Raw genomic sequence first — 24348 nt, 5'->3', positions numbered from 1 at the left:
GGCTCTGCCACTCCCGCCGTGCCTGACCCCTCCCCCAAAGCTCCGCACAACGCCATGTCCTTGCCCGCACCGCGTCTGGGCCTGCGCGGCAAATCGCTGCTGGCACTCTTCTTCAGCAGCCTGCTGGCCCTGGGGCCGGCCTTCTGGCTGGGCTGGCAGGTGGTCGACAGCGTGCGCGCCCAGCTTGGCAGCGCCTATGCACGCGACACGGTGCTGCTCAAGCGCGAGCAGGTCGCCGGCCTGCTGTCGCGCGAATTGGCACTGTCGCTGCGCCAGGCGCGCTCGGAGGCCACCCGCCAGTGGCTGCTGGCCGAGGACGACCCGCAGGCGCGGGCCACCTTCTGGCGCGAGGCCGCCAGCTTCCGGCAGGACTTCGCCTCGCGGGCCTTCTCCATCACCCCGGCCCAGAGCCTGAACTACTACTTCCAGTCGGACGACAAGCCCGGCACCGCACCGCTGGAGCGGCTGAAACCCGACGCCGAGAAGGACAGCTGGTTCTTCAACACCCTGAAGTCGGACCGCCCCTACAACATCAATGTGGACGTCAACCACCAAGTGGGCGCCACGCGGGTCTGGATCAATGTGCTGGTGCGCGACGGCGGTCGCGCGCTCGGGTCGGTCGGGGCGAGCCTGGATCTGGGGGATCTGACGCGGCGCCTCGTCAGTGATGTGGCGCCGGGCCAGCAGGTGCTGATCGTCAACCGCGCCGGCGCGATCCAGATCGACCGGGACCTGGCGCGCATTGCGCTGAACTCCGGCACCCAGGCCCAGGCCGCGCGCGACCACACCATCGAGGCCCTGCTGGATTCCCCCACCGACGTCCAGGCGGTCCGCACCGCCATGGCCCGCGCCGAGGCCAAGCCTGGCACCGCGCAGGTGGTCAGCGTCAAGCTGCGCGGCGTGCCCGAGCTGCTGGCCAGCGCCTACATCCCCGACCTGGACTGGCATGTGGTGTCCACCCTGGACCTGCGCGTGGCGCCGCTGCTGCGGCTGGACACCCTGGCCGGGCCGCTGGTCGCCATCGGCCTGCTGGGCCTGGGCCTGTTCCTGGGCATTGCCCTGTCAGTGGAGCGCTTGATCCTGGCGCCTCTGCGCCAGCTCAAGCGCTCGGCCCAGGCGATTGCGGACGGGCACTACGAAGTGACGCTGCCGGCACCGCGGGCCGATGAAATCGGCGATCTGACGCGCGCCTTCGGCACCATGGCCAGCCAGGTACGGGGGCATACCGAATCGCTGGAACGCGAGGTGCAGGCGCGCACCCGCGAGCTGGAGCAGGCCAACCGCGACATGGCGCAGGCACACCGCGCCATCAGCGATTCGATCGACTACGCCCGCCTGATCCAGCGCGCCATCCTGCCCGACCGCCTGCTTGAGCAGCAACTCGGCAGCGAGCACTTCGTGCTCTGGCAGCCGCGCGATGTCGTCGGCGGGGACTTCTATGTGTTCCGCGCCAGTGCCGAGGGCGAGCTGCTCGGCGTGGTGGACTGTGCCGGCCATGGCGTGCCGGGCGCGCTGATGACGATGCTGGCGCGCTCCGCCATCGACCACGCCTTGGAGGAGGTCGGCCTGACCGACCCCGCCACGCTGCTGCATCGCATCGACGCCTCGATTCGCAGCATGCTGGTGGCGGCCGACATCCCACGCACGATCGCCACCACCATGGATGTCGGCCTGGTGCACATCGACCGCCGGACCCAACGTGCCCGCTTTGCCGGCGCCAAGGTTTCACTGTTCCGCAGCGATGGCCACATGGTTGAGGAGATCAAGCCCGGCCGGCGTGCACTCAACGAGACGCGCCGCGGCCAGTACGAGAACGTCGAGTTCAATTTGAGCGCAGGCACCAGCTATTACCTCGTCACCGACGGCTTCCTTGATCAGGCCGGCGGCGAGCATGGTTTCGGCTTCGGCAACAAGCGCTTCGCCGAGTTGGTGCGTGAGCATGCGGCGCTGCCACCCGGCCAGCAGCGCGAGGCCTTCGTCAGCGCGCTGCGCAGTTACCAGGGCGGCTTCACGCAGCGCGACGACATCACCGTCATGTGCTTCCGGGTCGACCAGGGCACCAAGGCAAGCCAACCTCAGGAGTGAGCATGGAGACACTGGATTTGTTCGAGATGCGCGCCAACTGCATTCGGCAGCGCGTCATGTTGTGTTTCAACGGCCCCATTTCGCGCAGCCTGATCGAAGAGATAGGGCACGCACTGCGCAAGTACCTGGAGGACGCCGAAGCGTCGCCGGGCGGCGCCATGGATGTGTTTGCCGTCTATGTGGAGATGACACAGAACATCCGCCACTACGCCAGCAAGATGAACTACTCCGAGGCCGACGGCGCGGCCACCGTGGTGGTGTCGCGTGATGAACAGGGCCGCTACATGATCTCTGTCGGCAATCTGGTCGAAGCGCCGGATGCCGAGCGCCTGCTGCAGCGCATCCAGCAGCTGGCCGCGCTGGACAAGGCCCAACTCAAGGCCGCCTACAAGGAACAACTGCGCCGCCCGCGCGACGCGGACTCACCTTCCGGCGCCGGGCTGGGTCTGCTCGACATGGCCCGGCGCGCGTCCGAGCCGCTGCAAGCCAGCCTCCAACCCATGCCCGCGGCCGCAGCTTCTTCTGCCTGCGCGCGGCCTTTGCCAATGCCTGAGCTGCCCATGAATTCCTTGCACATCGAAGGTTCCGTCTCCTCGCCCTCCATCCATGCCGACGCCGAGCGCGGCACGCTGGAGATGGCCGGCGACTCCTATCCAGAGAATTCGTTCGAGCTCTTCGGCCCGCTGATCGACTGGATCGAGGCCTACTTCCGCGCCGACGACAAGCCCTTGCAGCTGCGCCTGAAGCTGCGCTACCTCAACACCAGCAGCGTCAAGATCATGATGGACATCTTCGACTTGCTGGAAGACCAGCACCGTAGCGGCCGCGAGGTGGGCGTGCTTTGGCTCTATGACGCCCGCAACGAACGGGTGGCCGAACTGGCCGAGGAGTTCAAGGAGGATTGCAGCTTCCCCTTCCAGATCCAGGCCCTGGCGGAGTAAGGGCCATGTCCAAGGTCCATGGGGATGAGCTGCTGGTCAAGCTGGAAGCCCTGGCCGACCTGGCCGAGCACGACGGCAACCCCCTGCAAGAGCCGCTGCGTCAAGCGCTCCAGCTGTGCCGCGAGCAGCAGCACCGCATCGAGCGCATGCTGCGCATCGCCGATGGCTTCAATGCGGCCGCGCTGGGCCACTCGACCTCCGCCTTGCGCCGCCAACGCTCGCGACTCGAAAAGGTGGCCCGCATCGCCGACCGTTACCAGGAGCTGATGCACGAGCAGAACCTGCATCTGACGCAAGCCTCCAGCGTCGACCCGTTGACCGGCCTGGCCAATCGGCGCCAGATCGACAGCGTGCTGGGCGACGAGCTGGCGCGTGCCCACCGCCGTGGCCAGGCCTTGTGTGTGGCCATGCTGGACGTGGATCATTTCAAGCACATCAACGACGGCTTTGGCCACGCCGTGGGCGACCGCGCACTCACCAGCCTGGCGCAGGTGCTCAAGGCCAGCCTGCGCGAGCAGGACTTCTGCGGCCGCTGGGGTGGCGAAGAGTTCGTTCTGGTGCTGCCCGGCAGCACGACGGCGGGCGCCCGCACCACCCTGGAGCGCGTGCTGAGCGCCATCCGGCAGCTGGAAGTCGACACGGGCCAAGGCCTGGTGCGCATGACCGCCAGCGCTGGCCTGGCGCAGCGCCTGCCGGCTGAAGCGGCCCAGGATCTGGTGCGCCGCGCCGACATTGCCCTGCTCATGGCCAAGCGCAACGGGCGCGACCGCATCGAACTGGCACCGGAAGCGGCCTCGGCCGGCGGCGCCTGAGCCGGCCCTGCCGCCGGCTCAGCCTCTCAGGCGTTGATGCGCTGCACACCCGCCAAACGGCAGGCCATCACCGCATTGCGCAGCGCGGCAATTGCCTCGTAGCGCGTGAAGCTGCGCCGCCAGGCCAGCACTACGCGGCGGCTCGGCACCGGCTCGGTGAAGTGCAGGAACTTCAGATGCGGGGGCGGCTCGGCCGGCACCGAGAGTTCGGGCACCACGGTGATGCCCATTCCCGAGGCCACCATGTGCTTGATGGTCTCCAGCGACGAGCCCTCGAAGCTGCGCTGGATGCCCTCGGCCCCGCTGGCGAAGCGGGCGAACTCGGGGCAGACCTCGAGCACATGGTCGCGGAAGCAATGGCCGTTGCCGAGCAGCAGCAGGGTCTCCTGCTTCAGCTCCTCGGCACTCAGGGACTCGCGCTGCGCCAGCGGGTGGCTGGCCGGCACGGCAATGCGGAAGGGCTCGTCGTACAGCGGCGCAATCGCCAGGCCGGCGTCGGGAAAGGGTTCGGCCAGGATGGCGCAATCCAGTTCACCACTGCGCAGCATGTCCAGCAGCTTGACGGTGAAGTTCTCCTGCAGCAGCAGCGGCATCTGCGGGGTGCGCTCGATGACCTGGCGCACCAGATCGGGCAGCAGGTAGGGGCCGATGGTGTAGATCACCCCCAGGCGCAGCGGCCCGGCCAGCGGATCGCGGCCGCGCTTGGCGATCTCCTTGATCAGCTGCGCCTGCTCGATCACCACCTGGGCCTGGCGCACGATCTCCTGGCCCAGCGGGGTGACGGCGATCTCGTTGCTGCTGCGCTCGAAGATCTTGACGTCAAGCTCCTCCTCGAGCTTCTTGATCGCCACGGAGAGCGTGGGCTGGGAGACATGGCAGGCCTCGGCGGCTCGGCCAAAGTGGCGCTCGCGTGCCACGGCCACCAGGTAGCGCAGTTCGGTCAGGGTCATGGGGGGTGATCGTAGGGCGCCGAGGCGCGCGCATGGCTACACTGCGCCCCCTCTCGGAAGCTCGGGAAACCCCCATGCCCGAACGCAAAGCTGTGACCCTGCACAAGCTGCAGGAGATGCATGCCAGCGGCGAAAAGATCGCCATGCTGACCTGCTATGACGCCGCCTTCGCCAGCGTGCTGGACGAGGCGGGGGTGGACATCCTGCTGGTGGGCGATTCGCTCGGCACCGTGCTGCAGGCGGAACCCACCACCACGCCGGTGCAACTGGCCGACATGGTCTATCACACGCGCTGTGTGGCGCGCGGCAATAAGACCGCCTGGCTGCTGGGCGACCTGCCCTTCGGCAGCTACCACGCCAGCCCCGAGCAGGCCTGGCATTCCAGCCTGGCGCTGATGCAGGCCGGTGCGCACATGGTCAAGCTGGAATGTGGCGACTGGGCCGCCGACACCGTGCACTTCCTGACGCAGCGCGGTGTGCCCGTGTGCGCGCACCTGGGCTTCACGCCGCAAACGGTGTCGGCCCTGGGCGGCTTCAAGGTGCAGGGGCGCGGCGAGGCGGCCGAGCACGTCAAGGCACAAGCCAAGGCCATGGTCGAGGCCGGCGCGCAGATGCTGCTGTTCGAGATGATCCCGGCCGCGTTGGCGCGCGAGATCACCGCCTGGAGCCCGGTGCCGGTGATCGGCATCGGCGCGGGCCTGGGCTGTTCGGGTCAGGTGCTGGTGCTGCACGACATGCTGGACATCACCCCCGGCCGCCGACCGCGCTTTGTCAAGAACTTCATGTCGGGTTCCGACTCCATTGCCGCCGCCATCCGGCGCTATGTGGCCGAGGTCAAATCCGGCCAGTTCCCCGACGAGGCGGTGCACGCCTTTAGCTGATGAAGCTGATCCACACGATTGCCGAACTGCGCAGCGCGCTCGGCCCCGGCCAGGCCGCCTTCGTGCCCACCATGGGCAATCTGCATGCCGGCCACCTGGCCCTGGTGGCGCAGGCGCGCGCCGTGGCGGGGCCGCTGGCGCCGGTGGTGGTGTCGCTGTTCGTCAACCGCCTGCAGTTCCTGCCGCACGAAGACTTCGACCGCTACCCGCGCACGCTGGAAGCCGATTGCGCGCAACTGCAAGCCCAGGGCCATTGCGACCTCGTGTTCGCCCCCAGCGAGCAGGAGCTCTACCCCGAGCCGCAGAGCTACAAGGTGGTGCCGCCCGCCGCGCTGGCCGAGATCCTGGAAGGACAGTTCCGCCCCGGCTTCTTCACCGGCGTATGCACAGTGGTGCACAAGCTCTTCAACCTGGTGCAGCCCGCGCACGCCGTGTTCGGCAAGAAGGACTACCAGCAGCTGATGGTGCTGCGCCGCATGGTGGCGCAGATGGGCCTGCCGATCCAGATCCACGGCGGCGAGACCCTGCGCAGCCCGGAGGGGCTGGCGCTCTCCAGCCGCAACCAGTACCTCAGCGCCGAGCAAAAGGCCCAGGCCTTGCAGCTCAGCGCCGCGCTGCGCGCCTTGATTGCCGAATGGCAGAGCGGCCTGCGCGACCGCGAGCGCATGGAGGGCGAGGCCATGGACCGCCTGGCCGCGCAGGGCTGGCAGCCCGACTATCTGACGCTGCGCCGCCAGCACGATCTGGGCCCCGCGCAGGCAGGCGAGCCCCTGGTGGCGCTGGGTGCCGCCAAGCTGGGCAACACCCGACTGATTGACAACCTCGAGGCCTGAGCCTCGGCACGGTCAACGCCGGCGCACACTGCACCGTTGCCGGGCGCTCTGCCTGAATCGGGTGCATCCATGCGCACAACACGCCTTCTCTCTGCCAGCCTGCTGGCCCTGTTGCTGAGCGCCTGCGGGGGCGGCATCTACGTCGAAGTGGGCGACCCCGCCCCGCCGCTGCCACCGGTTCCGCAGCCCAACCCGCAGCCCAACGCGCCCACCCAGAACTGCAGCACCGCCGGCCTGGCCGCCGCCGCGCAAAGCCGCTGGCCGGTGGTCTGCATGCTGACCAGCAGCGGCGAGCTGGTGATTGAGCTCTACGACGAGTACGCCCCCATCACCGTGGCCAACTTCCTGGCCCATGTGAACACCAACTACTACCGCAACACCCTGGTGCACCGGGTGGACAAGGATTTCGTCGTGCAGGGCGGCGGCTACAGCCCGGGCATGGTGCGCAAACCCAACCCCTTCGCGCCCATCCAGCTGGAGGACAACACCATCTTGTCCAATCTGCGCGGCACCATCGCCATGGCGCGCAGCAGCGACCCCAACAGCGCCACCTCGGAGTGGTTCCTGAACGTGCGCGACAACACCGGGCTCGATGGCACCAGCGCCAAGCGCGGCTACGCCATCTTCGGCAAGATCATCTCGGGCCTGCCGGTACTGGACGCGATGAACATCGTGCCCGTCTACCGCTACACCGACACCGACCTGCGCCCCCGCACCGAGATCCTGACCTACTGGGTGCAGCGGGTGCGCTGACTACCTGGGTTGGATGCGGCTACGCAGCCAGGTGGCGAATTCGGCTTCGCTGAGTTCGCCGGCCGCCAAGGACACCACCGCCCCGGTCGCTTCAGCCTGTGACACCTTCAGGCACCAGCCGTTCAAGGCCAGGAACAGGCCCAAAGCCAGGAAGGCCGCACGCTTGTTGCCATCCACAAAAGCGTGGTTCTTGACGAGCCCATGGGCGTACAGGCTTGCCAACTCGGCAACATCCGCCTCGCCGTAGTGCGCAGCCTGCTCCGGCCGGGCCAGCGCCGATTCCAACAGGCCTGGGTCGCGCAGACCCGGCGCACCGCCATGTTCGGCAATCGATTCGTCGTGCAGCAGGCGCAGCACCCGCGCATCGATCCAACGCCAGGGCGTCCGGCTCATTTGGCCAGAGCGTGGAAGGTGTCGCGAAACTCGCGCATGAACTCCCGGCCAAGCGCCACCTGATCTTCGAAGCCCGGATCCAGCGGCGTCAAGGCCACGCCATCCGGCGTCTCCGTCACGAACAGGGTGTCGCCCTTCTCCACCTTCAGCCGCGCCAGCAGTTCCTTCGGAAGAATCACGCCCACGGAATTGCCCACCTGAACCAGCTTGAGTGCCTGCATCTCGGTCTCCGCGTAATTACGAACGTTATATTTTGCGCCCATGCCCCACACCCTGTCCGACTTTGATTACGAACTGCCACCCGAGCTGATTGCCCAGCGCCCTGCGCCTGAACGCACGGGTTCGCGCCTGCTGGACGGGCGGGGCCCCGCGCCGGTGGACCGTGCCTTCCGCGAGCTGCCCGGCTTGCTTGCGCCCGAGGACCTACTGGTTTTCAACGACACCCAGGTCATCAAGGCGCGCCTGCATGGGCAAAAGGCGAGCGGCGGTTCGGTCGAAGGCCTGATCGAGCGCCTGCTGCCCGGCACGCAGGAGGTCTGGGCGCATCTGCGCGCCAGCAAGAGCCCCAAGCCGGGCAGCCGGGTGCGCTTTGCCGACGCATTTGACGCCGAGGTGCTGGGCCGCTGCGGGCCCGAAAACTCGCTCTTTCACCTGCGCTTCCCGGACGACCCGCTGGCCCTGCTGGAGCGGCACGGCCATGTGCCGCTGCCGCCCTACATCACGCACGAAGACGGGGCGGAAGATGTGCAGCGCTACCAGACCGTGTTTGCCGCCAAACCCGGTGCAGTGGCCGCGCCCACGGCCTCGCTGCATTTCGATGAAGCCCTGCTGGCCCAGCTGCCCTGCCCGCGCGCGCAGGTGACCCTGCATGTGGGCGCCGGCACCTTCCAGCCGGTGCGCAGCGAGAACCTGGCCGAGCACCAAATGCACAGCGAGTGGTTCGAGGTGCCGCAGGCCACGGTCGATGCCATCGCCGCCTGCCGCGCCCGCGGCGGCCGGGTGATGGCGGTGGGCACGACCGCCCTGCGGGCGCTGGAAAGTGCAGCGGCCGGCGGGGCGCTGCAAGCTGGCGCGGCCGAGACCCAGCTTTTCATCACCCCGGGCTACCGGTTCCGGGTGGTGGACCGGCTGCTGACCAACTTCCACCTGCCCAAGAGCACGCTGATGATGCTGGTCAGCGCCCTGGCCGGCTACGAACACATCCGCGCCCTGTACCGGCATGCCGTCGAACAGCGCTACCGCTTCTTCAGCTATGGCGACGCGATGCTGTTGGATCGAACGACGGATTGAGCCCGGCGCCGTGCGGTGCTAATGTGCCCCGGCCCATGAGCGCCTACCGCAGCACCGACGAGATCCCGTACCCGCGCTTCCGCGCCCATGGCCGGGTGGACTTTCACGTCGACGGCCGCCTGCTGCGGACCGAGGCCATCGGCCCTTTTAATGCCGAGTTGGTGCAGGCCGTGCAAGGCCTGGTGCGCGAGGTGTACGGCGAAATGGCCGCCGGGCCACCCTGGGGCCAGCTGGTGCGCTTCCATGAAAGCGCGCTGGCCTCGCCCGAGACGCTGGAGCAGCTCACCCTGCTGCTGTGCGCGCTGCGTGCGCAGGGCCTGACACCCCATGCCACCGCCTATGTGCTGCCGCCGAATGTGGAAGGGGCCACGCTGATGGCGCGGCCCCTGCAGCAATGCTTCGAACAGGCCGGCTTGCGCTTCGCGCACTTCGCCGGCGATGGCGAAGCGCGCGCCTGGCTGCAGGCGCAGCTCAGCTGATCAGTCCTGCCCGCCCGTCAGCAAGGGGATGCTGCCGCCCGAGTCCTTGCCCAGCAGGCCGCTGCGCACGTACACGCCCAGCTTCTCGCGCGTGTCGGCGATGTCGAGGTTGCGCATGGTCAGCTGGCCGATGCGGTCGGCTGGCGTGAAGGCGGCGTCCTCGACCTTTTCCATGCTCAGGCGCTCGGGCGCGTAGGTCAGGTTGGGGCTTTCGGTGTTCAGGATCGAGTAGTCGTTGCCGCGGCGCAGCTCCAGCGTCACCTCGCCGGTGATGGCGCGCGCCACCCAGCGCTGGGCGGTCTCGCGCAGCATCAGGCATTGCGGGTCGAACCAGCGGCCCTGGTAGAGCAGACGGCCGAGGCGGCGGCCGTTGATGCGGTACTGCTCGATCGTGTCTTCGTTGTGAATGCCGGTGACCAGGCGCTCGTAGGCGATGTGCAGCAGCGCCATGCCCGGGGCCTCGTAGATGCCGCGGCTCTTGGCTTCGATGATGCGGTTCTCGATCTGGTCGCACATGCCCAGGCCATGGCGGCCACCGATGCGGTTGGCTTCCAGGAAGAGCTCGACCGAATCGGCGAACTCGCGGCCATTCAGCGCAACCGGCACGCCTTCCTCGAAGCGCACCGACGCCGTCTCGGCCTTCACCGCCACGTCCTCGCGCCAGAAGGCCACGCCCATGATGGGCTTGACGATGTGCATGCCGGCGTTCAGGAACTCCAGGTCCTTGGCTTCGTGCGTGGCGCCGAGCAGGTTGGAGTCGGTGCTGTAGGCCTTCTCCACGCTCATCTTGTAGTCGAAGCCGTTGGCGATCAGGTACTCGCTCATTTCCTTGCGGCCGCCCAGCTCGTCGATGAAGCGCTGGTCCAGCCAGGGCTTGTAGATCTTCAGCGCCGGGTTGGCCAGCAGGCCGTAGCGGTAGAAGCGCTCGATGTCATTGCCCTTGTAGGTGCTGCCGTCGCCCCAGACGTTGACGCCGTCCTCCTTCATCGCCACCACCAGCGCAGTGCCGGTCACCGCGCGGCCCAGCGGCGTGGTGTTGAAGTAGGTGGCGCCGCCGGTGCTGATGTGGAAGGCGCCGCTCTGGATGGCGGCGATGCCCTCGGCCACCAGCTGGGCGCGGCAGTCGATCAGGCGGGCGACCTCGGCGCCATAGGCCTTGGCCTTGCGCGGGATCTCCTCGTAGTCGCTTTCGTCCGGCTGGCCCAGGTTGGCGGTGTACGCGCAGGGGATGGCGCCCTTGGCGCGCATCCAGTGCACGGCCGCGCTGGTGTCCAGGCCGCCCGAGAAGGCGATGCCGACGCGCTGGCCGGCGGGGATGGATTGCAGGATGGTGGCGGACACGGGCAGCTTCCTTGAATGCGGGTCAGCGGGAAAACCCGGTACTTTAGGCGCTGCCACCCGTTCGGGCGGACAGGGCATGTTCGCGGCCCGCAAAGGGCCCACGCTGCCCAGAATGGCCCTCCCCCATCAGGAGAGCGCCATGCCCCCGAACCCGCTGAGCAACAACAACCTGGATCCCATGCAGATGAAGAACCTGCTGGAGCAGCGCATTCGCCAGCTGGAAGAGCGCCTCAATGGCCTGCTGCGCAACGACGGCAGCATCGAGCTGAGCTCGCACCGGCGCATCGAGCTGGTGGTCGGCAACAGCCGGCTGCTGATCGACAACAGCGGGGTGACGGTGCGCTCCTCCGGCACGGTGAAGGTGGATGCACCGCGCGTGGAGCTGCTGGGCGCGCAGACGCAGGTCAAGGGCGCGACCGTGGAGCTCGCGGCCGGCGTGGTCAAGCTGGACTGCGCCATGGCCGATGCGGCCGGTGTCCTGAAGTGCCAGACCCTGCAGGCGACCTCGGTGATTTCGGCCAGCTATTCCCCGGGGGCCGGCAACGTCTGGTGATCAGTCCGCGTCGCGCCAGTCGATTCGGCCTTGGGTCGCGTCGGTCAAACGCTGGCGCAGCGCCGCCACTTGGTCGGCCGGGGCCTGCCAGCGCAGCAGGGCCAGGGCGCCATGCTCGGCCCCCTCCACCTCCAGCCCGGCGGCGGCCAGCTCGCGCCGCAGCACGCCTTCCAACGCATAGGGCACGGCCGCGGCCAAGGCCTGGCGGCGGACCAGGGCGATGCGCTCGGCCCCCTGCAGGGCTTGGGAGACGGCGTCGCCATAGGCGCGCACCAGGCCACCCGCGCCCAGCTTCACGCCGCCGAAGTAGCGCACCACCGTGGCCAGCACGCCTTCGAGCTGCTGGTGGCGCAGCACCTCCAGCATCGGCCGCCCGGCGGTGCCGCCAGGCTCGCCATCGTCATTGGCGGCGCTGTGGCCGCCGGCCATCAACGCCCAGCAGACATGCGCGGCCTGCGGGTGCTGGGCGCGCAGCGCCGCCACGCGGCCCAGCGCCTGCTCACGGTCCGCGCAGGGCTCCACGCAAGCCAGGAAGCGGCTCTTCTTGATCAGGGTTTCGGCATGGGCCGGCGCGGCCAGGGTGTCGGACATCAAATATTTCTGCGCGGCCCTGAATCCAAACCGGGCGGGGCGTGCATCCAAGCATCACCATCCACCCTTTCGGAGCCCAACGGCCATGGAAAACGACATTTTCGTGCTCAAGCACATCTTTCCCTTCCTGATCCCCATCGTGGCGCTGCTGATCCCCATCGTGGCGATCGTGGCCCACTACGTCAGCAAGTCCAACCGCGAGCGCGCCATCCATGAAACCGTGCGCCAGCTCAGCGCCGCTGGCCAGCCCATTCCGCAGCAGCTGCTGGATGGCTCGGCCTTCCGCGGTGACGAGGCCATGAACACCAGCAAGAACAGCCCGCACAACCAGCTGCGCGCCGGCGCCATCAATTTGGCGGTAGGCCTGGGCCTGGCCGGCATGTTCTTCGTCATGCGCCCGGGTTCCTGGCTGTGGGCCATCGGCCTGATCCCGTTCTGCCTGGGCGTGGCCTTCCTGCTGCTCTGGAAGTACGAGAGCACCCACCCGGCCTGACGGCATGACCGAACAGCAGCTGGAGGCGCAGGCCATCGCCGCCGCCCGGCGCGGCGATCGGCCCAGCTTCGAGCGCCTGGTGCGCGCGCACCAGGCCTATTTGCGCCAGCTGCTGCGCCGGCTCTGCCGCGGCGACCACGGGCTGGCGGATGACCTGGCGCAAGAGGCCTTCGTGGCCGCCTGGCGCGCCTTGCCGGGCTTTCGCGGCGAGGCGCGCTTTCGCACCTGGCTCACGCGCCTGGCCATCAATGCCTTTCGCCAGCACGCGCGCCGGGTCTGGCCCGAAGCCCTCCCGGAGGAGCAGCCCGAGGCACCGGACAGCGACTTCGCGCCCGCCGCCGGCGAGCGCCTGGACCTGCAGCGTGCGCTGGCGCGCCTGCGCGAGCCCGAGCGTGAGGCCCTGCTGATGTGCTTCTACGCCGACCTCTCGCACGCCGAAGCGGCCGAGGCCCTGGGCTGGCCGCTGGGCACGCTCAAGACCCAGGTGCTGCGCGCGCGCACCAAGCTGCGCGCCTGGCTGACCGAGGGCCAGCTCCCACAGGAGAGTCCGACATGAACGAGCACCCCACGGACCCTGAACTTGACCGCTGGCTCAGCCGCGCGGATCCGGACCTGCAGGACGATGAAGCCTTTGTGCAGCGCGTGATGGCCGCCTTGCCGGCGCCGGCGCGCAAGGCCAGCCTGGCTTCTGTACACCGCCTGCTGCCCCATCTGCAAGCCCTGGCCCTGGGCTGCCTGCTGGCCCTGCTGCTGGCGCTGTGGCCGGATCAGGCCCAGGCCCTGAGCAGCGGCGGCAGCGCCGCGCTGGAAGCCGGCCTGCTGGGCCTGTGCGGCCTGGGCCTGCTCGCCTGGTGGAGCATGCCGCAGGCCTGGGCCTCGCCCTGGCGCTGATTACTTGATCATGTGCACGGCCAGCGGGCCGAAGTGCTTGCGGCCCAGGCGCTGCAGGGTGCCGTCGGCGCGCAGGGATTCGGCCGCCTCGCGCAGCTGTTTGCGGTCCGCCGCGCTCACGGTCTTGCGGTTCAGGGCCCAGCCGCCGTAGGCGGTCTCTTCGGGCCACCAGTCCAGCAGCTGGTAGCGCTCCAGCCAATCGGCCTCACGGGCTACCAGGGCCATGGGGTAGAGCAGCAACGCGTCCGCCCGGCCGACGCCGAAGGCCCGCAGCGCCGAGGGCATGTCCCCCGCCTCGCTGACGCGCCCCTGGGCGCGCAGCCGCTCCAGCCAAGCCGCCACGCGCGGGGTGTACGAGGTACCGCGCACGATCATCACCCGCGCCTTCGAAGCCTCCAAGGCTTCGCGGGAGCCCAGCCCGGCCGGCACCGGCTTGGGCATCAACAGCAGCACCCGCGTCCGGGCAAACAGCAGAAACTCATACTTCTGCGCGCGCTCGGGCGTCTGCAGGGCCGAGACCATCAGGTCCATCTGCGCGTCCGCCATCGCCTGCCAGGCCCGTTTGGAGCTGCTGTACACCGGCTCGATGCGACAGCCACTGCGCTCTTCCATGGCACTGCGGAGGTCCACGTCAAAGCCACTCTCGGCCCCACCGGGTTGCCGCTGGTAGAGGCCGGGGTACTCGTAGTACGCCATGCGCAGGGGCCCGCAGGCCAGGGCTTGAGATCCCAGCACGGCAGCGAGCAATCCAGCAAGCGAGCGCATGTGGCGAGTATGCAGCCGCCGCGCCACCGACAATCGCGCCCATGCTTCGCTATGAACTCCTGCGCCAGGAAGGCGCCGCCCGCCGCGGGCGCATGACGCTGAACCATGGCGTCGTCGAAACCCCCATCTTCATGCCCGTGGGCACCTATGGCACCGTCAAGGGCGTGATGCCGCGCGACCTCGAGGCCATGGGCGCGCAGATCATCCTGGGCAACACCTTCCACCTCTGGCTGCGCCCGGGGCTGGACGTGATGGCCCAGTTCGGCGGCCTGCACCGCTTCGAGAACTGGAACAAGCCCATCCTCACCGACAGCGGCGGCTTCCAGGTCTGGAGCCTGGGGGCGATGCGCAAGATCAGCGAGGAGGGCGTCAAGTTCGCCAGCCCGATCAACGGCGACAAGCTGTTCCTCACCCCCGAGGTCAGCATGCAGATCCAGACCGTGCTGAACAGCGACATCGTCATGCAGTTCGACGAATGCACGCCCTACGAGACCAAGGGCCGCCTGACGACCGAGCGCGAGGCGCGCGCCAGCATGGAGATGAGCCTGCGCTGGGCCAAGCGCTGCGCCGACGAGTTCGCCAAGCTGCAGAACCCGAACGCGCTGTTCGGCATCGTTCAGGGCGGCATGTTCGAGAGCCTGCGCGAGGTCTCCGCCGCCGGCCTGATCGAGCTGGACTTCCCCGGCTACGCGATCGGCGGCCTTTCCGTGGGCGAACCCAAGGCCGAGATGCAGCGCATCTTGACCCACACCGCCCCGCTGCTGCCCACCCACAAGCCGCGCTACCTGATGGGCGTGGGCACGCCCGAGGACTTGGTCGAGGGCGTGGCCAACGGCATCGACCTGTTCGACTGCGTGATGCCCACCCGCAACGCGCGCAACGGGCACCTCTTCACCCGCTTTGGCGATCTGCGCCTGCGCAACGCCCGCTACAAGAGCGACGAGTCGCCCATCGACCCGACCTGCAGCTGCCAGGCCTGCACCGGCTTCAGCCGCGCCTACCTGCACCACCTGGACCGCTGCGGCGAGATGCTGGGCCCGATGCTGACCAGCATCCACAACCTGCACTACTACCTGAACCTGATGCGCGAGATCCGCGAGGCGCTGGATGGTGGGCGGTTTGCCGAGTGGAAGGCGCAGTTCCACGCGGACCGGGCGCGCGGGGTTTAGTCGTCCCCCTGCATTGACCGAGCGCGATCAGGTCGCCGGGGTGCGGCCCTCCGCTCATGTCCTCCGGCGCGGCTGCGCCGCACCTCCCCCTTTACTTCGCTACGAGCCGCACCCCACCGTCCTGATCCACCACCAGCGTGGCGTGCCCGCACGAAGTCCTCGGTGCGGCAGGCCGAGGGTGTGGGGTGGGCACTGCAGCGAAGTAAAGGGGGAAGTCAACTGCCGCCAGGCTGTTGACGGAGGACATGAGCGGAAGTGCCCACCCCGCGACCTCGGCCCGCTCCGGCCTTAGCAGGCCGCGCTCACAACCCCCGCACGCAATCCATCGCCTCCTCGATGCGCTCGACCGCATGCACGGTCAGCCCCTCGATCGGCTTCTTGGGCGCATTGGCCTTGGGAATCACGGCCACCGAGAAGCCCAGCTTGGCCGCTTCCTTCAAGCGTTCCTGACCGCGCGGCGCGGGACGCACCTCGCCGGCGAGGCCGACTTCGCCAAACGCCAGAAAGCCACGCGGCAGCGGGCGGCCGCGCAGCGAGCTCTGGATTGCCAGCAGCACCGCCAGATCAGCCGCCGGTTCGCTGATGCGCACGCCGCCCACCGCGTTGACGAACACGTCCTGGTCGTTCGTGGCCACGCCGGCGTGGCGGTGCAGCACCGCCAGCAGCATCGCCAGGCGGTCGCGATCCAGACCCACGGAGAGGCGGCGCGCGCCGCCCACATCCACCAAAGCCTGCAGCTCCACCAGCAGCGGGCGCGTGCCTTCCAGCGTCACCAGCACGCAGCTGCCGGGCACCGGCTCGGCATGGGCCGAGAGAAAAATCGCGCTCGGGTTGCTGACACCCTTCAGGCCTTTCTCCGTCATGGCGAACACGCCGATCTCGTTCACCGCGCCGAAGCGGTTCTTGATGGCGCGCACCAGGCGGAAGCTGGAGTGCGTATCGCCCTCGAAGTACAGCACCGTATCGACGATGTGCTCCAGCACGCGCGGGCCAGCCAGGGCGCCTTCTTTGGTGACATGGCCCACCAGCACCATGCTGCAGCCGCTGCCCTTGGCGGCACGCGTCAGCAGCGCCGCGCACTCGCGCACCTGGGCCACCGAGCCCGGTGCGCTGGTCAGCTGCTCGGTGTAGACGGTCTGGATGGAGTCGATGACGCAGAAGTCCGGGGTTTCGGAGGTCAGCGTGGCCAGCACGCGCTCCAGATTGATTTCAGCCAGCACCCGCACTGCGGTGCCAGGCAGACCCAGGCGGCGAGCGCGCATGGCCACCTGGGCGCCGCTCTCCTCGCCCGTCACGTACAGCACCTTCATGTTGCGGCTCAGCGCGTCCAGCGCCTGCAGCAGCAGGGTGGACTTGCCAACGCCCGGGTCGCCGCCAATCAGCGTGACGCCGCCGGCCACGATGCCGCCGCCCAGCACGCGGTCCAGCTCCTCGATGCCAGTGGGCGTGCGCGCGGTGTCCACAGCCTCGATTTCCGACAACGTGGCCACGGCGCTGGTTTTGGCCAGGGCCTGGAAACGGTGGCTCTTGCCGCCGCCGGCCGGCTCGGCCGGGCTCTCCACCAGAGTGTTCCAGGCATTGCAGCCGGGGCACTTGCCGAGCCAGCGCGGGCTGCTGGCGCCGCATTCATTGCAGGTGTAGACGGATTTCTCTTTGGCCATGCGGCCATTCTCAGTGGGCGTGGGAATGGCCCGCTTCGCCCTTTTCGCTGGCGGCCTGCCGCCACACGCTGAAGGCCGCGCTCAGGCCCAGGCCAGCCATCAAGGCCGCCACGCCAAGGTCCGGCCAGGCCGTGCCGGTGCCGAACACGCCCAGCGCCGCCGCCATCACCGCCAGGTTGCCGATGGCGTCGTTGCGCGAGCACAGCCAGACGGATTGCAGGTTCGCGTCCCCCGTGCGGTAGCGGTACAGCACCCAGGCCACGGCCAGGTTGGCGATCAGGGCCAGCAGACCCACCGCCCCCATCACTGGCGCCTGCGGCACCTCGCCCTGGCCCAGGCGCCAAACGGCCTGTGCCAGCACCGCCAGGCCCAGCCCGCCCATCATCAGGGCCTTGGCGCGCGCCACCCGCAGGCGCGCCGCCAGGCCCGCACCCAGCACGGCCAGGGTCATGGCGTAACTCAGGGTGTCACCGAGGAAATCGATGGCGTCAGCCCACAGCGCCAGCGAGTCGGCCTGCAGCCCGGCCAGGATCTCCAGGCCGAACATGGCGCCGTTGACGAGCAGCGCAAACCAGAGCGCACGGCGCAGGCGGGGGTCTTCGGCCGGGGTGGTGGGGGTGTGGCAGCAGTGGGCGCCCATGGTGGTGCAAGTGGAAGTCGAAACCGACGGGATTGCAAAGCCTGAAGCCTGTGCAAGGTCAAGCACCATGACCACGGGTTAACCAGGGGTTTCATGTTTCAATCGGCGCCCCGCTGTTGGAGATCTCCCATGGAACTGAGCACCTGGCTCGCCTTTTTTGCCGCCTCCTGGGCGATCAGTCTGTCCCCCGGCGCCGGTGCAGTGGCCGCCATGAGCAGCGGGCTCAGCCATGGCTTCCAGCGCGGCTACTGGACGACCGGCGGGCTGATCCTCGGCATCTGGACCCAGGTGCTGCTGGTGGGTGTGGGCCTGGGCGCACTGGTGGCCACTTCCACCACGCTGTTCACGGTCATCAAGTGGGCCGGTGTGGCCTATCTGATCTACCTGGGCGTGCAGCAGTGGCGCGCCCCGGTGGTGGCCCTGAAGGCCCAGGACGATGGCGTGAGCGGCGGCGCGAAGGCGCGCCGGCGCGATCTGGTGCTGCGCGGCTGGATGGTCAACACCATCAACCCCAAGGGCACGGTGTTCCTGCTCGCCGTGGTGCCGCAGTTCCTGCACCTGGATCAGCCGCTGGCGCCGCAATACCTCGTCATCGCGGCGACGCTGGGCTTCACCGACCTGGTGGTGATGGGCGGCTACACCGCCCTGGCCGCCAAGGTGCTGGGCGCGCTGAAGGACCTGCGCCTGATCCAGCTGATGAACCGCGCCTTCGGTGGCCTGTTCGTGGCCGCCGGCCTGCTGCTGGCCACCATCAAGAAAAGCTGAGCGGCCGCCGATGCCGACCTGGCTGCTGTTCCTGGGCCCGACGCTGATCTGGGCCAGCACCTGGCATGTCATCCTGTACCAGCTCGGCCAGGTGCCGGTGCTGAACTCCGTGGGCTGGCGTTTTGCACTGGCCGCCCTGGTTCTGGCGGGGCTGGCGCGCTGGCAAGGCCAGAGCCTGAAGCTGCCCAGGAGCGCGCACGGCCTGATGCTGGCCGCCGGCATCGTGCAGTACAGCGGCAATTACTGGGCGGTGTATGAAGCCGAGCAGTACATCCCTTCCGGCCTGGTGGCGGTGCTGTTTGCGCTGATGGTGTTCGGCAATGCGCTGGGCGCCTGGTGGGCTTTCGGGCAGAAGAGCAGCCGCGGCTTTCTGCTGGCGGCGCTGGGCGGCACGGTGGGCGTGGCCTTGGTGTTCTGGCCCGAGATTGCCGCCAGCGGCGCGCGCCCGCAGGCCAGCTACGGGCTGGCGATCGGCCTGGGTGCGGTGCTGGCGGCCTGCATCGGCAATGTGCTCACCCTCACGCTGACCCGCCGCGGCCTGCCCCTGCTGCCCATCCTGGCCTGGAGCATGGGCTATGGCGCGGCCTTCCTGCTGCTGCTCTCGGTGGTCAGCGGCGTAGGCCTGCAGTTCGACTGGCGCTGGCCCTATGTGCTGAGCTGGCTCTACCTGAGCCTGTTCGGCACGGTGATCGCCTTCGTCCTGTACTTCAAGCTGGCGCAGCGCCAGGGTCCGGCACGGGCGTCACTGATGGGCGTGGTGATCCCCGTCATCGCGCTGTCCGTCTCGGCCCTGTTCGAGGGCTGGAGGGCCACGCCCATGGCACTGGCCGGCATGGCGATGTGCGTGGGCAGCGTGTGGCTGGCACAGCGTCAGCCGACACCGACTGCCCGCAAGGTCACGGAATCGTCATGAGCGCGACACAGGGCTTTCATCGACGCTGACCACAGTGCGCGGGTCTGTAGACCCAACCCCCGCACACCATGAGCCAGCGCACCGAAGCCCCCCGCATCGACTTCAACGACGAAGACTCGAACCGCAGCGACAACCCGCACTTTGACCAGGTGCTGACGGCGCGCCTGAGCCGTCGCAGCATCCTGCGCGGCAGCCTGGGCGCCAGCAGCGCAGCGCTGGGTGGCGTGCTGCTGAGCGCCTGCGGCAGCGATGACCCCGCGCCGGCACCCGCTCCTGCCCCGGCCCCCGCACCAGCTCCGGCCCCGGCTCCCTCGCCCATCGTCACCACCCTGGGCTTTGCCGCCGTGGCCAAGAACCTGGACGACAAGGTCACCGTGCCGGCCGGCTACAGCGTCAGCATCCTCTACGCCCTGGGCGACCCGCTGCGCGCCGCCACCGCCGACTTCAAGAACGACGGCAGCGACACCGACTGGGAGAACCGCGCCGGCGACCACCATGACGGCATGGACTGGTTCGGCCTGAGCAGCAGCGGCGTGCCCTCCAACACCGCGGTGGACCGCGGCCTGCTGGCCATCAACCACGAGGCCACCACGGACGAGGTCAGCTCCTTCTTCATCCACGCCAACGGCGGCACCAAGACCCTGCCGCGCCCGGCGGCCGAGGTGGACAAGGAGCTCGCCATCCACGGCATCTCGGTGGTGGAAGTGAAGAAGACCGGCAGCAGCTGGGCCTATGTGAAGGACTCCGCCTTCAACTTCCGCATCCACCAGAACACCGAGGTGGACATTGCAGGCCCGGTGCGCGGCAGCCTGCAGGTCATCACCAAGTTCTCGCCCACCGGCAGCACCACGCGCGGCACGCTGAACAACTGCGGCGCCGGCAAGACGCCCTGGGGCAGCTACGTCTCGGGCGAGGAAAACTGGGCCGGCTACTTCTTCCGCGCCGGCAATGACGACACCGTGCGCGGCAACGACAAGAGCGTCACCGCGCTCAAGCGCTATGGCCGCGCGGCCGGTGCGGCCTCGCGCCACGGCTGGGAAACCGGCGGCGCCGACGACCGCTACCAGCGCTGGAACATCAGCAAGAGCGGCGTCTCGGTGGACGGCAGCGACGACTACCGCAACGAGATGAACGGCCAGGGCTACATCCTCGAAGTGGACCCCTACAGCAAGAGCAAGAAGGCGGTGAAGCGCACCGCCCTGGGCCGCTTCGCGCACGAGAGCGCGGCCTTCAGCAAGCCGGTGGCCGGCCAGCCCATCGCCGCCTACATGGGCGACGACTCGCGCAACGAGTACATCTACAAATTCGTCTCCACCGCGCTGTGGAGCGAGGCCGACGCCAACCCGGCCGACCGCCTCGCCACCGGCGCCAAGTACCTGGACCAGGGCAAGCTGTTCGTCGCCAAGTTCAACGCCGACGGCAGCGGCCAGTGGGTCGAGCTGAGCCTGAGCAATCCCCAGGTGCGCGACAACACGGTCTACCCCTTCAGCGACCAGGCCGACATCTGCGTCAACACCCGCCTGGCCGCCGATGCCGTGGGCGCCACCAAGATGGACCGCCCCGAGTGGTGCTCAGTGAACCCGAAGAACGGCGAGGTTTACTTCACGCTGACCAACAACAGCAACCGCCGCGCCGAACCCGCTGCCGGCGGCAGCCAGCTGGCACCGGACGGCCCCAACCCGCGCGCCTACACCGACATCAAGGGTGCCGGCACCAGCCAGGCCGGCAACCCCAACGGCCACATCCTGCGCCTCAAGGAAGGCACGGGCGGCGCTGGCGCGACCACCTTCACCTGGGACGTCTACCTGTTCGCCGCCGAGGCCAGCGCCGCGCCGGGCATGGTGAACCTCAGCAACCTCACGGCCGACCAGGACATGAGCAGCCCCGACGGCCTGGCCTTCAGCCCCGCCACCGGCATCTGCTGGATCCAGACCGATGACGGCGCCTACACCGATGTCACCAACTGCATGATGCTGGCCGCCATCCCCGGCCAGGTGGGCGACGGTGCCAAGAAGACCCTGAGCTACAGCCGCAGCACCGGTGGCGCACTCACCGTCGACACCTTCATCGGCAAGACGCCGGCGGCCAATGAGCTCAAGCGCTTCCTGGTCGGCCCCAAGGATTGCGAGATCACCGGCATCTGCGAAACCCCGGACGGCAAGGCCCTGTTCATCAACATCCAGCACCCGGGCGAAGGCACGGCGATGGCCAACATCGCCGATCCGACGAAGTACACCAGCCAGTGGCCCAGCAATGCCGGCTACGGCGCCGGCAAGCGCCCGCGCTCGGCCACCATCGTCATCACCAAGAACGATGGGGATGTGATCGGGCGTTGACCCCCCGATTGCGCGACAGCCGCAGGGCGGTGCAGCGGGGCACCGCCCTGGACCCAGAGAATGCGGGGCTTCGGCCCCGCTTCTGCTTTTGCGCCATGAACGACTCCCTCGAAAAACTCAACCGCCTGACCGAATCGCACGGCGCCATCCAGCCCGGCAAGGGTCTGGCCTCGGGGGTCATCGCGCTGTCGCTGGCCATCCTGTGCTTCCTGGGCGTGCTGGCCTTCCACTTCCCCGAGTACCTGACCACGCCGCAGCTGCGCAAGAGCTATTCCGTGCCGGTGCTGCGCCAGCTGCTGTTCGGCTCGCTGGTGCTGAGCGGCGCCATCGCGCTCTTCAACATCCTGCGCGGCCGGGTGCGCTGGCTGAGCCTGGGCACCTTCGTGCTGGTGGGCCTCTCGCTGGCCTTGGGCGGCAGCAAGGTCGAGGTGGACCCGAACTTCCCCGACCACACGCCCTACATCGGCCTGGACTGGTTCATCCTCGACCTACTGGGCTCCACGCTGATCTTCGTGTTCGTGGAAAAGCTCTGGCCGCTGCGCAAGCACCAGCCCGTGTTCCGGCCCGAGTGGCAGACCGACTTCCACCACTTCATCGTCAACCACATGGTGGTGGGCTTCGTGCTGCTGGCCACCAACCTGCTGGTGCACAAGCTGTTCGGCTGGGCGGCCAAGGACGGCGTGCAGGCCTGGGTGCAGGACCTGCCCTTCCCGGTGGCGCTGTTCCTCATCATCCTGGTGGCCGACCTGGTGCAGTACTGGACGCACCGCGCCTACCACGAGGTGCCCATGCTTTGGCGCCTGCACGCGGTGCACCACAGCGTCAAGAGCATGGACTGGATGGCCGGCTCGCGTCAGCACATTCTTGAGCTCTTGATCACCCGGACGCTCGTGCTGGCGCCGATCTTCGTACTGGGCTTCAGCAAGGAGGTGATCGACGCCTACATCGTCGTCGTCGGCTTCCAGGCGGTGTTCAACCACGCCAATGTCGACGTGCGTCTGGGGCCGCTGCGCTATGTGATCGTCACGCCCAACTTCCACCACTGGCACCACAGCCAGGACGACGAGGCGATCGACAAGAACTACGCCGCCCATTTCGCCTTCCTCGACCATCTGTTCGGCACCGCGGTGCAGGCCGACCGCAAGTGGCCGAACGAGTACGGCGTGGTCGGAGATTACGTGCCGAACGGCTTCTGGCAGCAGTTCAAGTTCCCGTTCGTCTGGAAGGGTTGACGCTACTCGCTGACCTTCCCGCGCCCGGCCTTGATGCCCGCGCGCTGGGCCTTGCCCTGCAGGCGCCGCTGCTGCGAACCCCAGGTGGGCTTGGTGGCGCGGCGGGGCTTGGGCACGTGGGCCACGCTCTGCACCAGCGCCACCAGGCGGGCAATCGCCTCGGTGCGGTTCTGCTCCTGGCTGCGGTGCTCCTGGGCCTTGATGACGATCACGCCCTCGTTCGTCAGGCGTTGATCGTTCAGCGCCAGCAGGCGTTCCTTGATGGCCGCGGGAAGGCTGGAAGCGTGCACGTCAAAGCGCAAGTGCACGGCGCTGGAGACCTTGTTGACGGCCTGACCGCCAGCCCCCTGCGCACGCACGAAGCTGAGTTCGATCTCATCCTCGCGCGGTTGCCAGTGCAGGTGCATCAGCTGGGCTCGACGCGCACCGGCACCCGTGGCGCCAACGCGCACATCAGCTCGTAGCCGATGGTGCCGGCATGGCGCGCCACTTCGTCGATGTCCAGCAGCGCGTCGTTGGCGCCACTGCGGCCCCAGAGCGTGACTTCGCTGCCGAAGCCGGCCTGCGGCAGTTCCGTCAGGTCCACCGCCAGCATGTCCATCGAGACTCGGCCGAGCGTGCGGCTGCGCTGTCCATCCACCAGCACCGGCGTGCCGGTGGGGGCGTGGCGCGGGTAGCCATCGGCATAGCCGCAAGCCACATTGCCCACGCGCATCGGGCGCTCGGCCACGAAGACGCTGCCGTAACCCACGCTCTCGCCAGGCTGCACCTCCTGCACGCTCAGCACCTTGGCGCGCAGGCTCATGGCGGGTTGCAGGCCCCAGTGGGCGGCATCGTGCTCGGGGTAGTCGGGTACGCCGCCATAGCCCATCACGCCGGGGCGCACCCAGTCGGCGGCCACCGTCATGCCTTCGCCCTGGCCCTCGCTCAATGGCCGCTGCGCGTGGCGCAGCGTGGCGGCGCTGTTGGCCAGGCTGCGCTCGCCGGGCAAGTCGGCGGTGGCGGCTTCGAAGGCGGCCAGCTGAGCGGCAATGCCGTCCTGCCCCAAGCGCAGCGCATCGGCGTCGGAGAAATGCGTCATCAGCACCACGTCCTCCACCTGCGGCAGGCTGGCCAGGCGCTGCCAGGCGGCGCGGAAGGCCAGGGGCTTGAAGCCCAGCCGGTTCATGCCGCTGTTGAGCTTGAGGAAGACGCGCTGCGGCCACAGCACCTTGTGCGCGGCCAGCCATTCCAGCTGCTCTTCGCAGTGGATAGCGTGCCAGAGGTGCAGGCGCGAGCACAGCTCCAGGTCGCGCGGCTCGAACACGCCTTCGAGCAGCAGCACCGGGCCGCGCCAGCCCAGGGCGCGCACGCGCTCGGCCTCGTTCAGGTCAATGCAGGCGAAGCCGTCGGCCACCAGGCGCTGCGCCTCGAAGCAACGCTCGATGCCGTGGCCGTAGGCATTGGCCTTGACCACCGCCCAAACGCGCGCCCCACCGGCCAGTTCGCGCGCCCGACCCAGGTTGTGAGAGAGCGCAGCGGTGTGGATGAGGGCTTCGATCGGGCGGGGCATGCCGGCGATTCTGGCGTAAGGCTCTGTCA

27 protein-coding genes are annotated in these 24348 nt (G+C 68.6%); 17 read left to right on the top strand and 10 right to left on the bottom strand.

Annotated features, from left to right (window positions below; translation table 11 throughout):
* Positions 1 to 54: 54 nt before the first annotated feature.
* The 3 genes from siaA to ACE3QP_RS01930 are packed head-to-tail and all read left to right on the top strand — an operon-like array spanning position 55 to position 3838.
* The gene (gene siaA, locus ACE3QP_RS01940; RefSeq protein ID WP_374433132.1) at positions 55 to 2085 is read left to right on the top strand and encodes a biofilm regulation protein phosphatase SiaA; all 2031 of its coding nucleotides are present in this window, start codon (positions 55 to 57) and stop codon (positions 2083 to 2085) included.
* A gap of 2 nt (positions 2086 to 2087) precedes the next feature.
* Positions 2088 to 3026, top strand: a complete 939-nt coding sequence (gene siaB, locus ACE3QP_RS01935) for a biofilm regulation protein kinase SiaB (protein ID WP_374433130.1) — start codon at positions 2088 to 2090, stop codon at positions 3024 to 3026.
* A gap of 5 nt (positions 3027 to 3031) precedes the next feature.
* Positions 3032 to 3838, top strand: coding sequence for a diguanylate cyclase (locus tag ACE3QP_RS01930; protein ID WP_374433129.1), 807 nt, complete (start codon positions 3032 to 3034; stop codon positions 3836 to 3838).
* A 26-nt stretch (positions 3839 to 3864) separates the two neighbouring features.
* On the opposite strand, the gene ACE3QP_RS01925 is transcribed toward ACE3QP_RS01930, so the two are convergent.
* Entirely contained in the window at positions 3865 to 4788 is a 924-nt protein-coding gene (locus ACE3QP_RS01925) for a LysR substrate-binding domain-containing protein (protein WP_198110381.1), read from the bottom strand.
* Positions 4789 to 4862: 74 nt separating this feature from the next.
* On the opposite strand from ACE3QP_RS01925, the gene panB reads away from it, so the two are divergent.
* The 3 genes from panB to ACE3QP_RS01910 all read left to right on the top strand — a co-directional run bounded on the left by panB (position 4863) and on the right by ACE3QP_RS01910 (position 7255).
* Positions 4863 to 5669, top strand: coding sequence for a 3-methyl-2-oxobutanoate hydroxymethyltransferase (panB, locus tag ACE3QP_RS01920; protein ID WP_374433126.1), 807 nt, complete (start codon positions 4863 to 4865; stop codon positions 5667 to 5669).
* Positions 5669 to 6502: a pantoate--beta-alanine ligase gene (gene panC / locus ACE3QP_RS01915; protein ID WP_374433125.1), complete on the top strand. Its 834-nt coding sequence runs from the start codon at positions 5669 to 5671 to the stop codon at positions 6500 to 6502. Before panB ends, panC begins: the two co-directional genes overlap by 1 nt.
* Before the next feature lie 69 nt (positions 6503 to 6571).
* Entirely contained in the window at positions 6572 to 7255 is a 684-nt protein-coding gene (locus ACE3QP_RS01910; protein WP_374433123.1) for a peptidylprolyl isomerase, read from the top strand.
* Here ACE3QP_RS01910 and ACE3QP_RS01905 read toward each other — a convergent pair whose 3' ends face one another.
* Both ACE3QP_RS01905 and ACE3QP_RS01900 read right to left on the bottom strand, forming a co-directional pair.
* The gene (locus tag ACE3QP_RS01905) at positions 7256 to 7648 is read right to left on the bottom strand and encodes a type II toxin-antitoxin system death-on-curing family toxin (RefSeq protein ID WP_374433121.1); all 393 of its coding nucleotides are present in this window, start codon (positions 7646 to 7648) and stop codon (positions 7256 to 7258) included.
* Positions 7645 to 7869, bottom strand: a complete 225-nt coding sequence (locus ACE3QP_RS01900) for an AbrB/MazE/SpoVT family DNA-binding domain-containing protein (protein WP_374433119.1) — start codon at positions 7867 to 7869, stop codon at positions 7645 to 7647. The genes ACE3QP_RS01905 and ACE3QP_RS01900 overlap by 4 nt, the downstream gene beginning before the upstream one ends.
* Positions 7870 to 7909: 40 nt before the next feature.
* Between ACE3QP_RS01900 and queA the strand changes: the two genes are divergently transcribed.
* Positions 7910 to 8938, top strand: a complete 1029-nt coding sequence (gene queA, locus ACE3QP_RS01895; protein WP_374433117.1) for a tRNA preQ1(34) S-adenosylmethionine ribosyltransferase-isomerase QueA — start codon at positions 7910 to 7912, stop codon at positions 8936 to 8938.
* Between the two features lie 35 nt (positions 8939 to 8973).
* A complete protein-coding gene (locus ACE3QP_RS01890) occupies positions 8974 to 9417 on the top strand; it encodes a hypothetical protein (RefSeq protein WP_374433115.1) in 444 nt (147 codons plus the stop codon).
* Here ACE3QP_RS01890 and argG read toward each other — a convergent pair whose 3' ends face one another.
* Positions 9418 to 10758, bottom strand: coding sequence for an argininosuccinate synthase (argG, locus tag ACE3QP_RS01885; protein ID WP_374433113.1), 1341 nt, complete (start codon positions 10756 to 10758; stop codon positions 9418 to 9420).
* A 139-nt stretch (positions 10759 to 10897) separates the two neighbouring features.
* Here argG and ACE3QP_RS01880 point away from each other — a divergent pair, with 139 nt between their 5' ends.
* Positions 10898 to 11311: a hypothetical protein gene (locus ACE3QP_RS01880; RefSeq protein WP_374433111.1), complete on the top strand. Its 414-nt coding sequence runs from the start codon at positions 10898 to 10900 to the stop codon at positions 11309 to 11311.
* Here the strand turns inward: ACE3QP_RS01880 and ACE3QP_RS01875 are convergent, their stop codons facing one another.
* Entirely contained in the window at positions 11312 to 11902 is a 591-nt protein-coding gene (locus ACE3QP_RS01875) for a YigZ family protein (RefSeq protein WP_374433110.1), read from the bottom strand.
* Positions 11903 to 11987: 85 nt separating this feature from the next.
* On the opposite strand from ACE3QP_RS01875, the gene ACE3QP_RS01870 reads away from it, so the two are divergent.
* From ACE3QP_RS01870 to ACE3QP_RS01860, 3 genes are read left to right on the top strand one after another with little or no spacing between them, the layout of a single operon-like run.
* A complete protein-coding gene (locus ACE3QP_RS01870; RefSeq protein ID WP_374433108.1) occupies positions 11988 to 12395 on the top strand; it encodes a DUF6249 domain-containing protein in 408 nt (135 codons plus the stop codon).
* 4 nt (positions 12396 to 12399) lie between these two features.
* Positions 12400 to 12951, top strand: coding sequence for an RNA polymerase sigma factor (locus ACE3QP_RS01865; RefSeq protein WP_374433106.1), 552 nt, complete (start codon positions 12400 to 12402; stop codon positions 12949 to 12951).
* Positions 12948 to 13286, top strand: coding sequence for a hypothetical protein (locus tag ACE3QP_RS01860; protein ID WP_374433105.1), 339 nt, complete (start codon positions 12948 to 12950; stop codon positions 13284 to 13286). The genes ACE3QP_RS01865 and ACE3QP_RS01860 overlap by 4 nt, the downstream gene beginning before the upstream one ends.
* On the opposite strand, the gene ACE3QP_RS01855 is transcribed toward ACE3QP_RS01860, so the two are convergent.
* Positions 13287 to 14021, bottom strand: coding sequence for a substrate-binding periplasmic protein (locus ACE3QP_RS01855; protein WP_374433104.1), 735 nt, complete (start codon positions 14019 to 14021; stop codon positions 13287 to 13289).
* A 71-nt stretch (positions 14022 to 14092) separates the two neighbouring features.
* Between ACE3QP_RS01855 and tgt the strand changes: the two genes are divergently transcribed.
* Positions 14093 to 15220, top strand: coding sequence for a tRNA guanosine(34) transglycosylase Tgt (tgt, locus tag ACE3QP_RS01850; protein WP_374433103.1), 1128 nt, complete (start codon positions 14093 to 14095; stop codon positions 15218 to 15220).
* A 302-nt stretch (positions 15221 to 15522) separates the two neighbouring features.
* On the opposite strand, the gene radA is transcribed toward tgt, so the two are convergent.
* Positions 15523 to 16881, bottom strand: a complete 1359-nt coding sequence (gene radA, locus ACE3QP_RS01845; RefSeq protein WP_374433102.1) for a DNA repair protein RadA — start codon at positions 16879 to 16881, stop codon at positions 15523 to 15525.
* A 10-nt stretch (positions 16882 to 16891) separates the two neighbouring features.
* Positions 16892 to 17521 carry a cation transporter gene (locus tag ACE3QP_RS01840; RefSeq protein WP_374433101.1) on the bottom strand — a complete coding sequence of 210 codons (630 nt, stop codon included), beginning with the start codon at positions 17519 to 17521 and terminating at the stop codon, positions 16892 to 16894.
* A 129-nt stretch (positions 17522 to 17650) separates the two neighbouring features.
* Between ACE3QP_RS01840 and ACE3QP_RS01835 the strand changes: the two genes are divergently transcribed.
* From ACE3QP_RS01835 to ACE3QP_RS01820, 4 genes are all read left to right on the top strand, one after another.
* Positions 17651 to 18286, top strand: coding sequence for a LysE family transporter (locus tag ACE3QP_RS01835; RefSeq protein ID WP_374433100.1), 636 nt, complete (start codon positions 17651 to 17653; stop codon positions 18284 to 18286).
* Positions 18287 to 18296: 10 nt separating this feature from the next.
* On the top strand, positions 18297 to 19199 hold the full coding sequence (locus tag ACE3QP_RS01830; protein WP_374433099.1) for a DMT family transporter: 903 nt from the start codon (positions 18297 to 18299) through the stop codon (positions 19197 to 19199).
* Between the two features lie 68 nt (positions 19200 to 19267).
* Positions 19268 to 21535, top strand: a complete 2268-nt coding sequence (locus ACE3QP_RS01825) for a PhoX family phosphatase (RefSeq protein WP_374433098.1) — start codon at positions 19268 to 19270, stop codon at positions 21533 to 21535.
* A gap of 95 nt (positions 21536 to 21630) precedes the next feature.
* Positions 21631 to 22767 carry a sterol desaturase family protein gene (locus ACE3QP_RS01820; RefSeq protein ID WP_374433097.1) on the top strand — a complete coding sequence of 379 codons (1137 nt, stop codon included), beginning with the start codon at positions 21631 to 21633 and terminating at the stop codon, positions 22765 to 22767.
* Positions 22768 to 22769: 2 nt separating this feature from the next.
* Here ACE3QP_RS01820 and arfB read toward each other — a convergent pair whose 3' ends face one another.
* Positions 22770 to 23174, bottom strand: a complete 405-nt coding sequence (arfB, locus tag ACE3QP_RS01815; RefSeq protein ID WP_374433096.1) for an alternative ribosome rescue aminoacyl-tRNA hydrolase ArfB — start codon at positions 23172 to 23174, stop codon at positions 22770 to 22772.
* On the bottom strand, positions 23174 to 24319 hold the full coding sequence (gene alr, locus ACE3QP_RS01810; RefSeq protein ID WP_374433095.1) for an alanine racemase: 1146 nt from the start codon (positions 24317 to 24319) through the stop codon (positions 23174 to 23176). The genes arfB and alr overlap by 1 nt, the downstream gene beginning before the upstream one ends.
* Between the last annotated feature and the right edge of the window lie 29 nt (positions 24320 to 24348).

It is taken from the genome of Inhella sp. (assembly GCF_041912635.1).
Classification (GTDB): Bacteria; Pseudomonadota; Gammaproteobacteria; order Burkholderiales; family Burkholderiaceae_C; genus Inhella.
The sequence above is the reverse complement of the archived record's forward strand: the minus strand, read 5'-3'. Positions and strand labels throughout refer to the sequence as shown.

Excerpts from the sequence above, each read along its gene's own strand:
- ACE3QP_RS01900 (WP_374433119.1), bottom strand. The coding sequence starts at position 7,869 with ATGCAGGCACTCAAGCTGGTTCAGGTGGGCAATTCCGTGGGCGTGATT.
- ACE3QP_RS01830 (WP_374433099.1), top strand. The coding sequence starts at position 18,297 with ATGCCGACCTGGCTGCTGTTCCTGGGCCCGACGCTGATCTGGGCCAGC.
- ACE3QP_RS01840 (WP_374433101.1), bottom strand. The coding sequence starts at position 17,521 with ATGGGCGCCCACTGCTGCCACACCCCCACCACCCCGGCCGAAGACCCC.
- ACE3QP_RS01905 (WP_374433121.1), bottom strand. The coding sequence starts at position 7,648 with ATGAGCCGGACGCCCTGGCGTTGGATCGATGCGCGGGTGCTGCGCCTG.
- ACE3QP_RS01865 (WP_374433106.1), top strand. The coding sequence starts at position 12,400 with ATGACCGAACAGCAGCTGGAGGCGCAGGCCATCGCCGCCGCCCGGCGC.
- ACE3QP_RS01825 (WP_374433098.1), top strand. The coding sequence starts at position 19,268 with ATGAGCCAGCGCACCGAAGCCCCCCGCATCGACTTCAACGACGAAGAC.
- siaB (WP_374433130.1), top strand. The coding sequence starts at position 2,088 with ATGGAGACACTGGATTTGTTCGAGATGCGCGCCAACTGCATTCGGCAG.
- ACE3QP_RS01930 (WP_374433129.1), top strand. The coding sequence starts at position 3,032 with ATGTCCAAGGTCCATGGGGATGAGCTGCTGGTCAAGCTGGAAGCCCTG.
- arfB (WP_374433096.1), bottom strand. The coding sequence starts at position 23,174 with ATGCACCTGCACTGGCAACCGCGCGAGGATGAGATCGAACTCAGCTTC.
- ACE3QP_RS01890 (WP_374433115.1), top strand. The coding sequence starts at position 8,974 with ATGAGCGCCTACCGCAGCACCGACGAGATCCCGTACCCGCGCTTCCGC.
- ACE3QP_RS01875 (WP_374433110.1), bottom strand. The coding sequence starts at position 11,902 with ATGTCCGACACCCTGGCCGCGCCGGCCCATGCCGAAACCCTGATCAAG.
- queA (WP_374433117.1), top strand. The coding sequence starts at position 7,910 with ATGCCCCACACCCTGTCCGACTTTGATTACGAACTGCCACCCGAGCTG.
- tgt (WP_374433103.1), top strand. The coding sequence starts at position 14,093 with ATGCTTCGCTATGAACTCCTGCGCCAGGAAGGCGCCGCCCGCCGCGGG.
- ACE3QP_RS01880 (WP_374433111.1), top strand. The coding sequence starts at position 10,898 with ATGCCCCCGAACCCGCTGAGCAACAACAACCTGGATCCCATGCAGATG.
- ACE3QP_RS01820 (WP_374433097.1), top strand. The coding sequence starts at position 21,631 with ATGAACGACTCCCTCGAAAAACTCAACCGCCTGACCGAATCGCACGGC.
- panC (WP_374433125.1), top strand. The coding sequence starts at position 5,669 with ATGAAGCTGATCCACACGATTGCCGAACTGCGCAGCGCGCTCGGCCCC.
- siaA (WP_374433132.1), top strand. The coding sequence starts at position 55 with ATGTCCTTGCCCGCACCGCGTCTGGGCCTGCGCGGCAAATCGCTGCTG.
- ACE3QP_RS01835 (WP_374433100.1), top strand. The coding sequence starts at position 17,651 with ATGGAACTGAGCACCTGGCTCGCCTTTTTTGCCGCCTCCTGGGCGATC.
- ACE3QP_RS01925 (WP_198110381.1), bottom strand. The coding sequence starts at position 4,788 with ATGACCCTGACCGAACTGCGCTACCTGGTGGCCGTGGCACGCGAGCGC.
- alr (WP_374433095.1), bottom strand. The coding sequence starts at position 24,319 with ATGCCCCGCCCGATCGAAGCCCTCATCCACACCGCTGCGCTCTCTCAC.
- panB (WP_374433126.1), top strand. The coding sequence starts at position 4,863 with ATGCCCGAACGCAAAGCTGTGACCCTGCACAAGCTGCAGGAGATGCAT.
- ACE3QP_RS01910 (WP_374433123.1), top strand. The coding sequence starts at position 6,572 with ATGCGCACAACACGCCTTCTCTCTGCCAGCCTGCTGGCCCTGTTGCTG.
- ACE3QP_RS01870 (WP_374433108.1), top strand. The coding sequence starts at position 11,988 with ATGGAAAACGACATTTTCGTGCTCAAGCACATCTTTCCCTTCCTGATC.
- ACE3QP_RS01860 (WP_374433105.1), top strand. The coding sequence starts at position 12,948 with ATGAACGAGCACCCCACGGACCCTGAACTTGACCGCTGGCTCAGCCGC.
- radA (WP_374433102.1), bottom strand. The coding sequence starts at position 16,881 with ATGGCCAAAGAGAAATCCGTCTACACCTGCAATGAATGCGGCGCCAGC.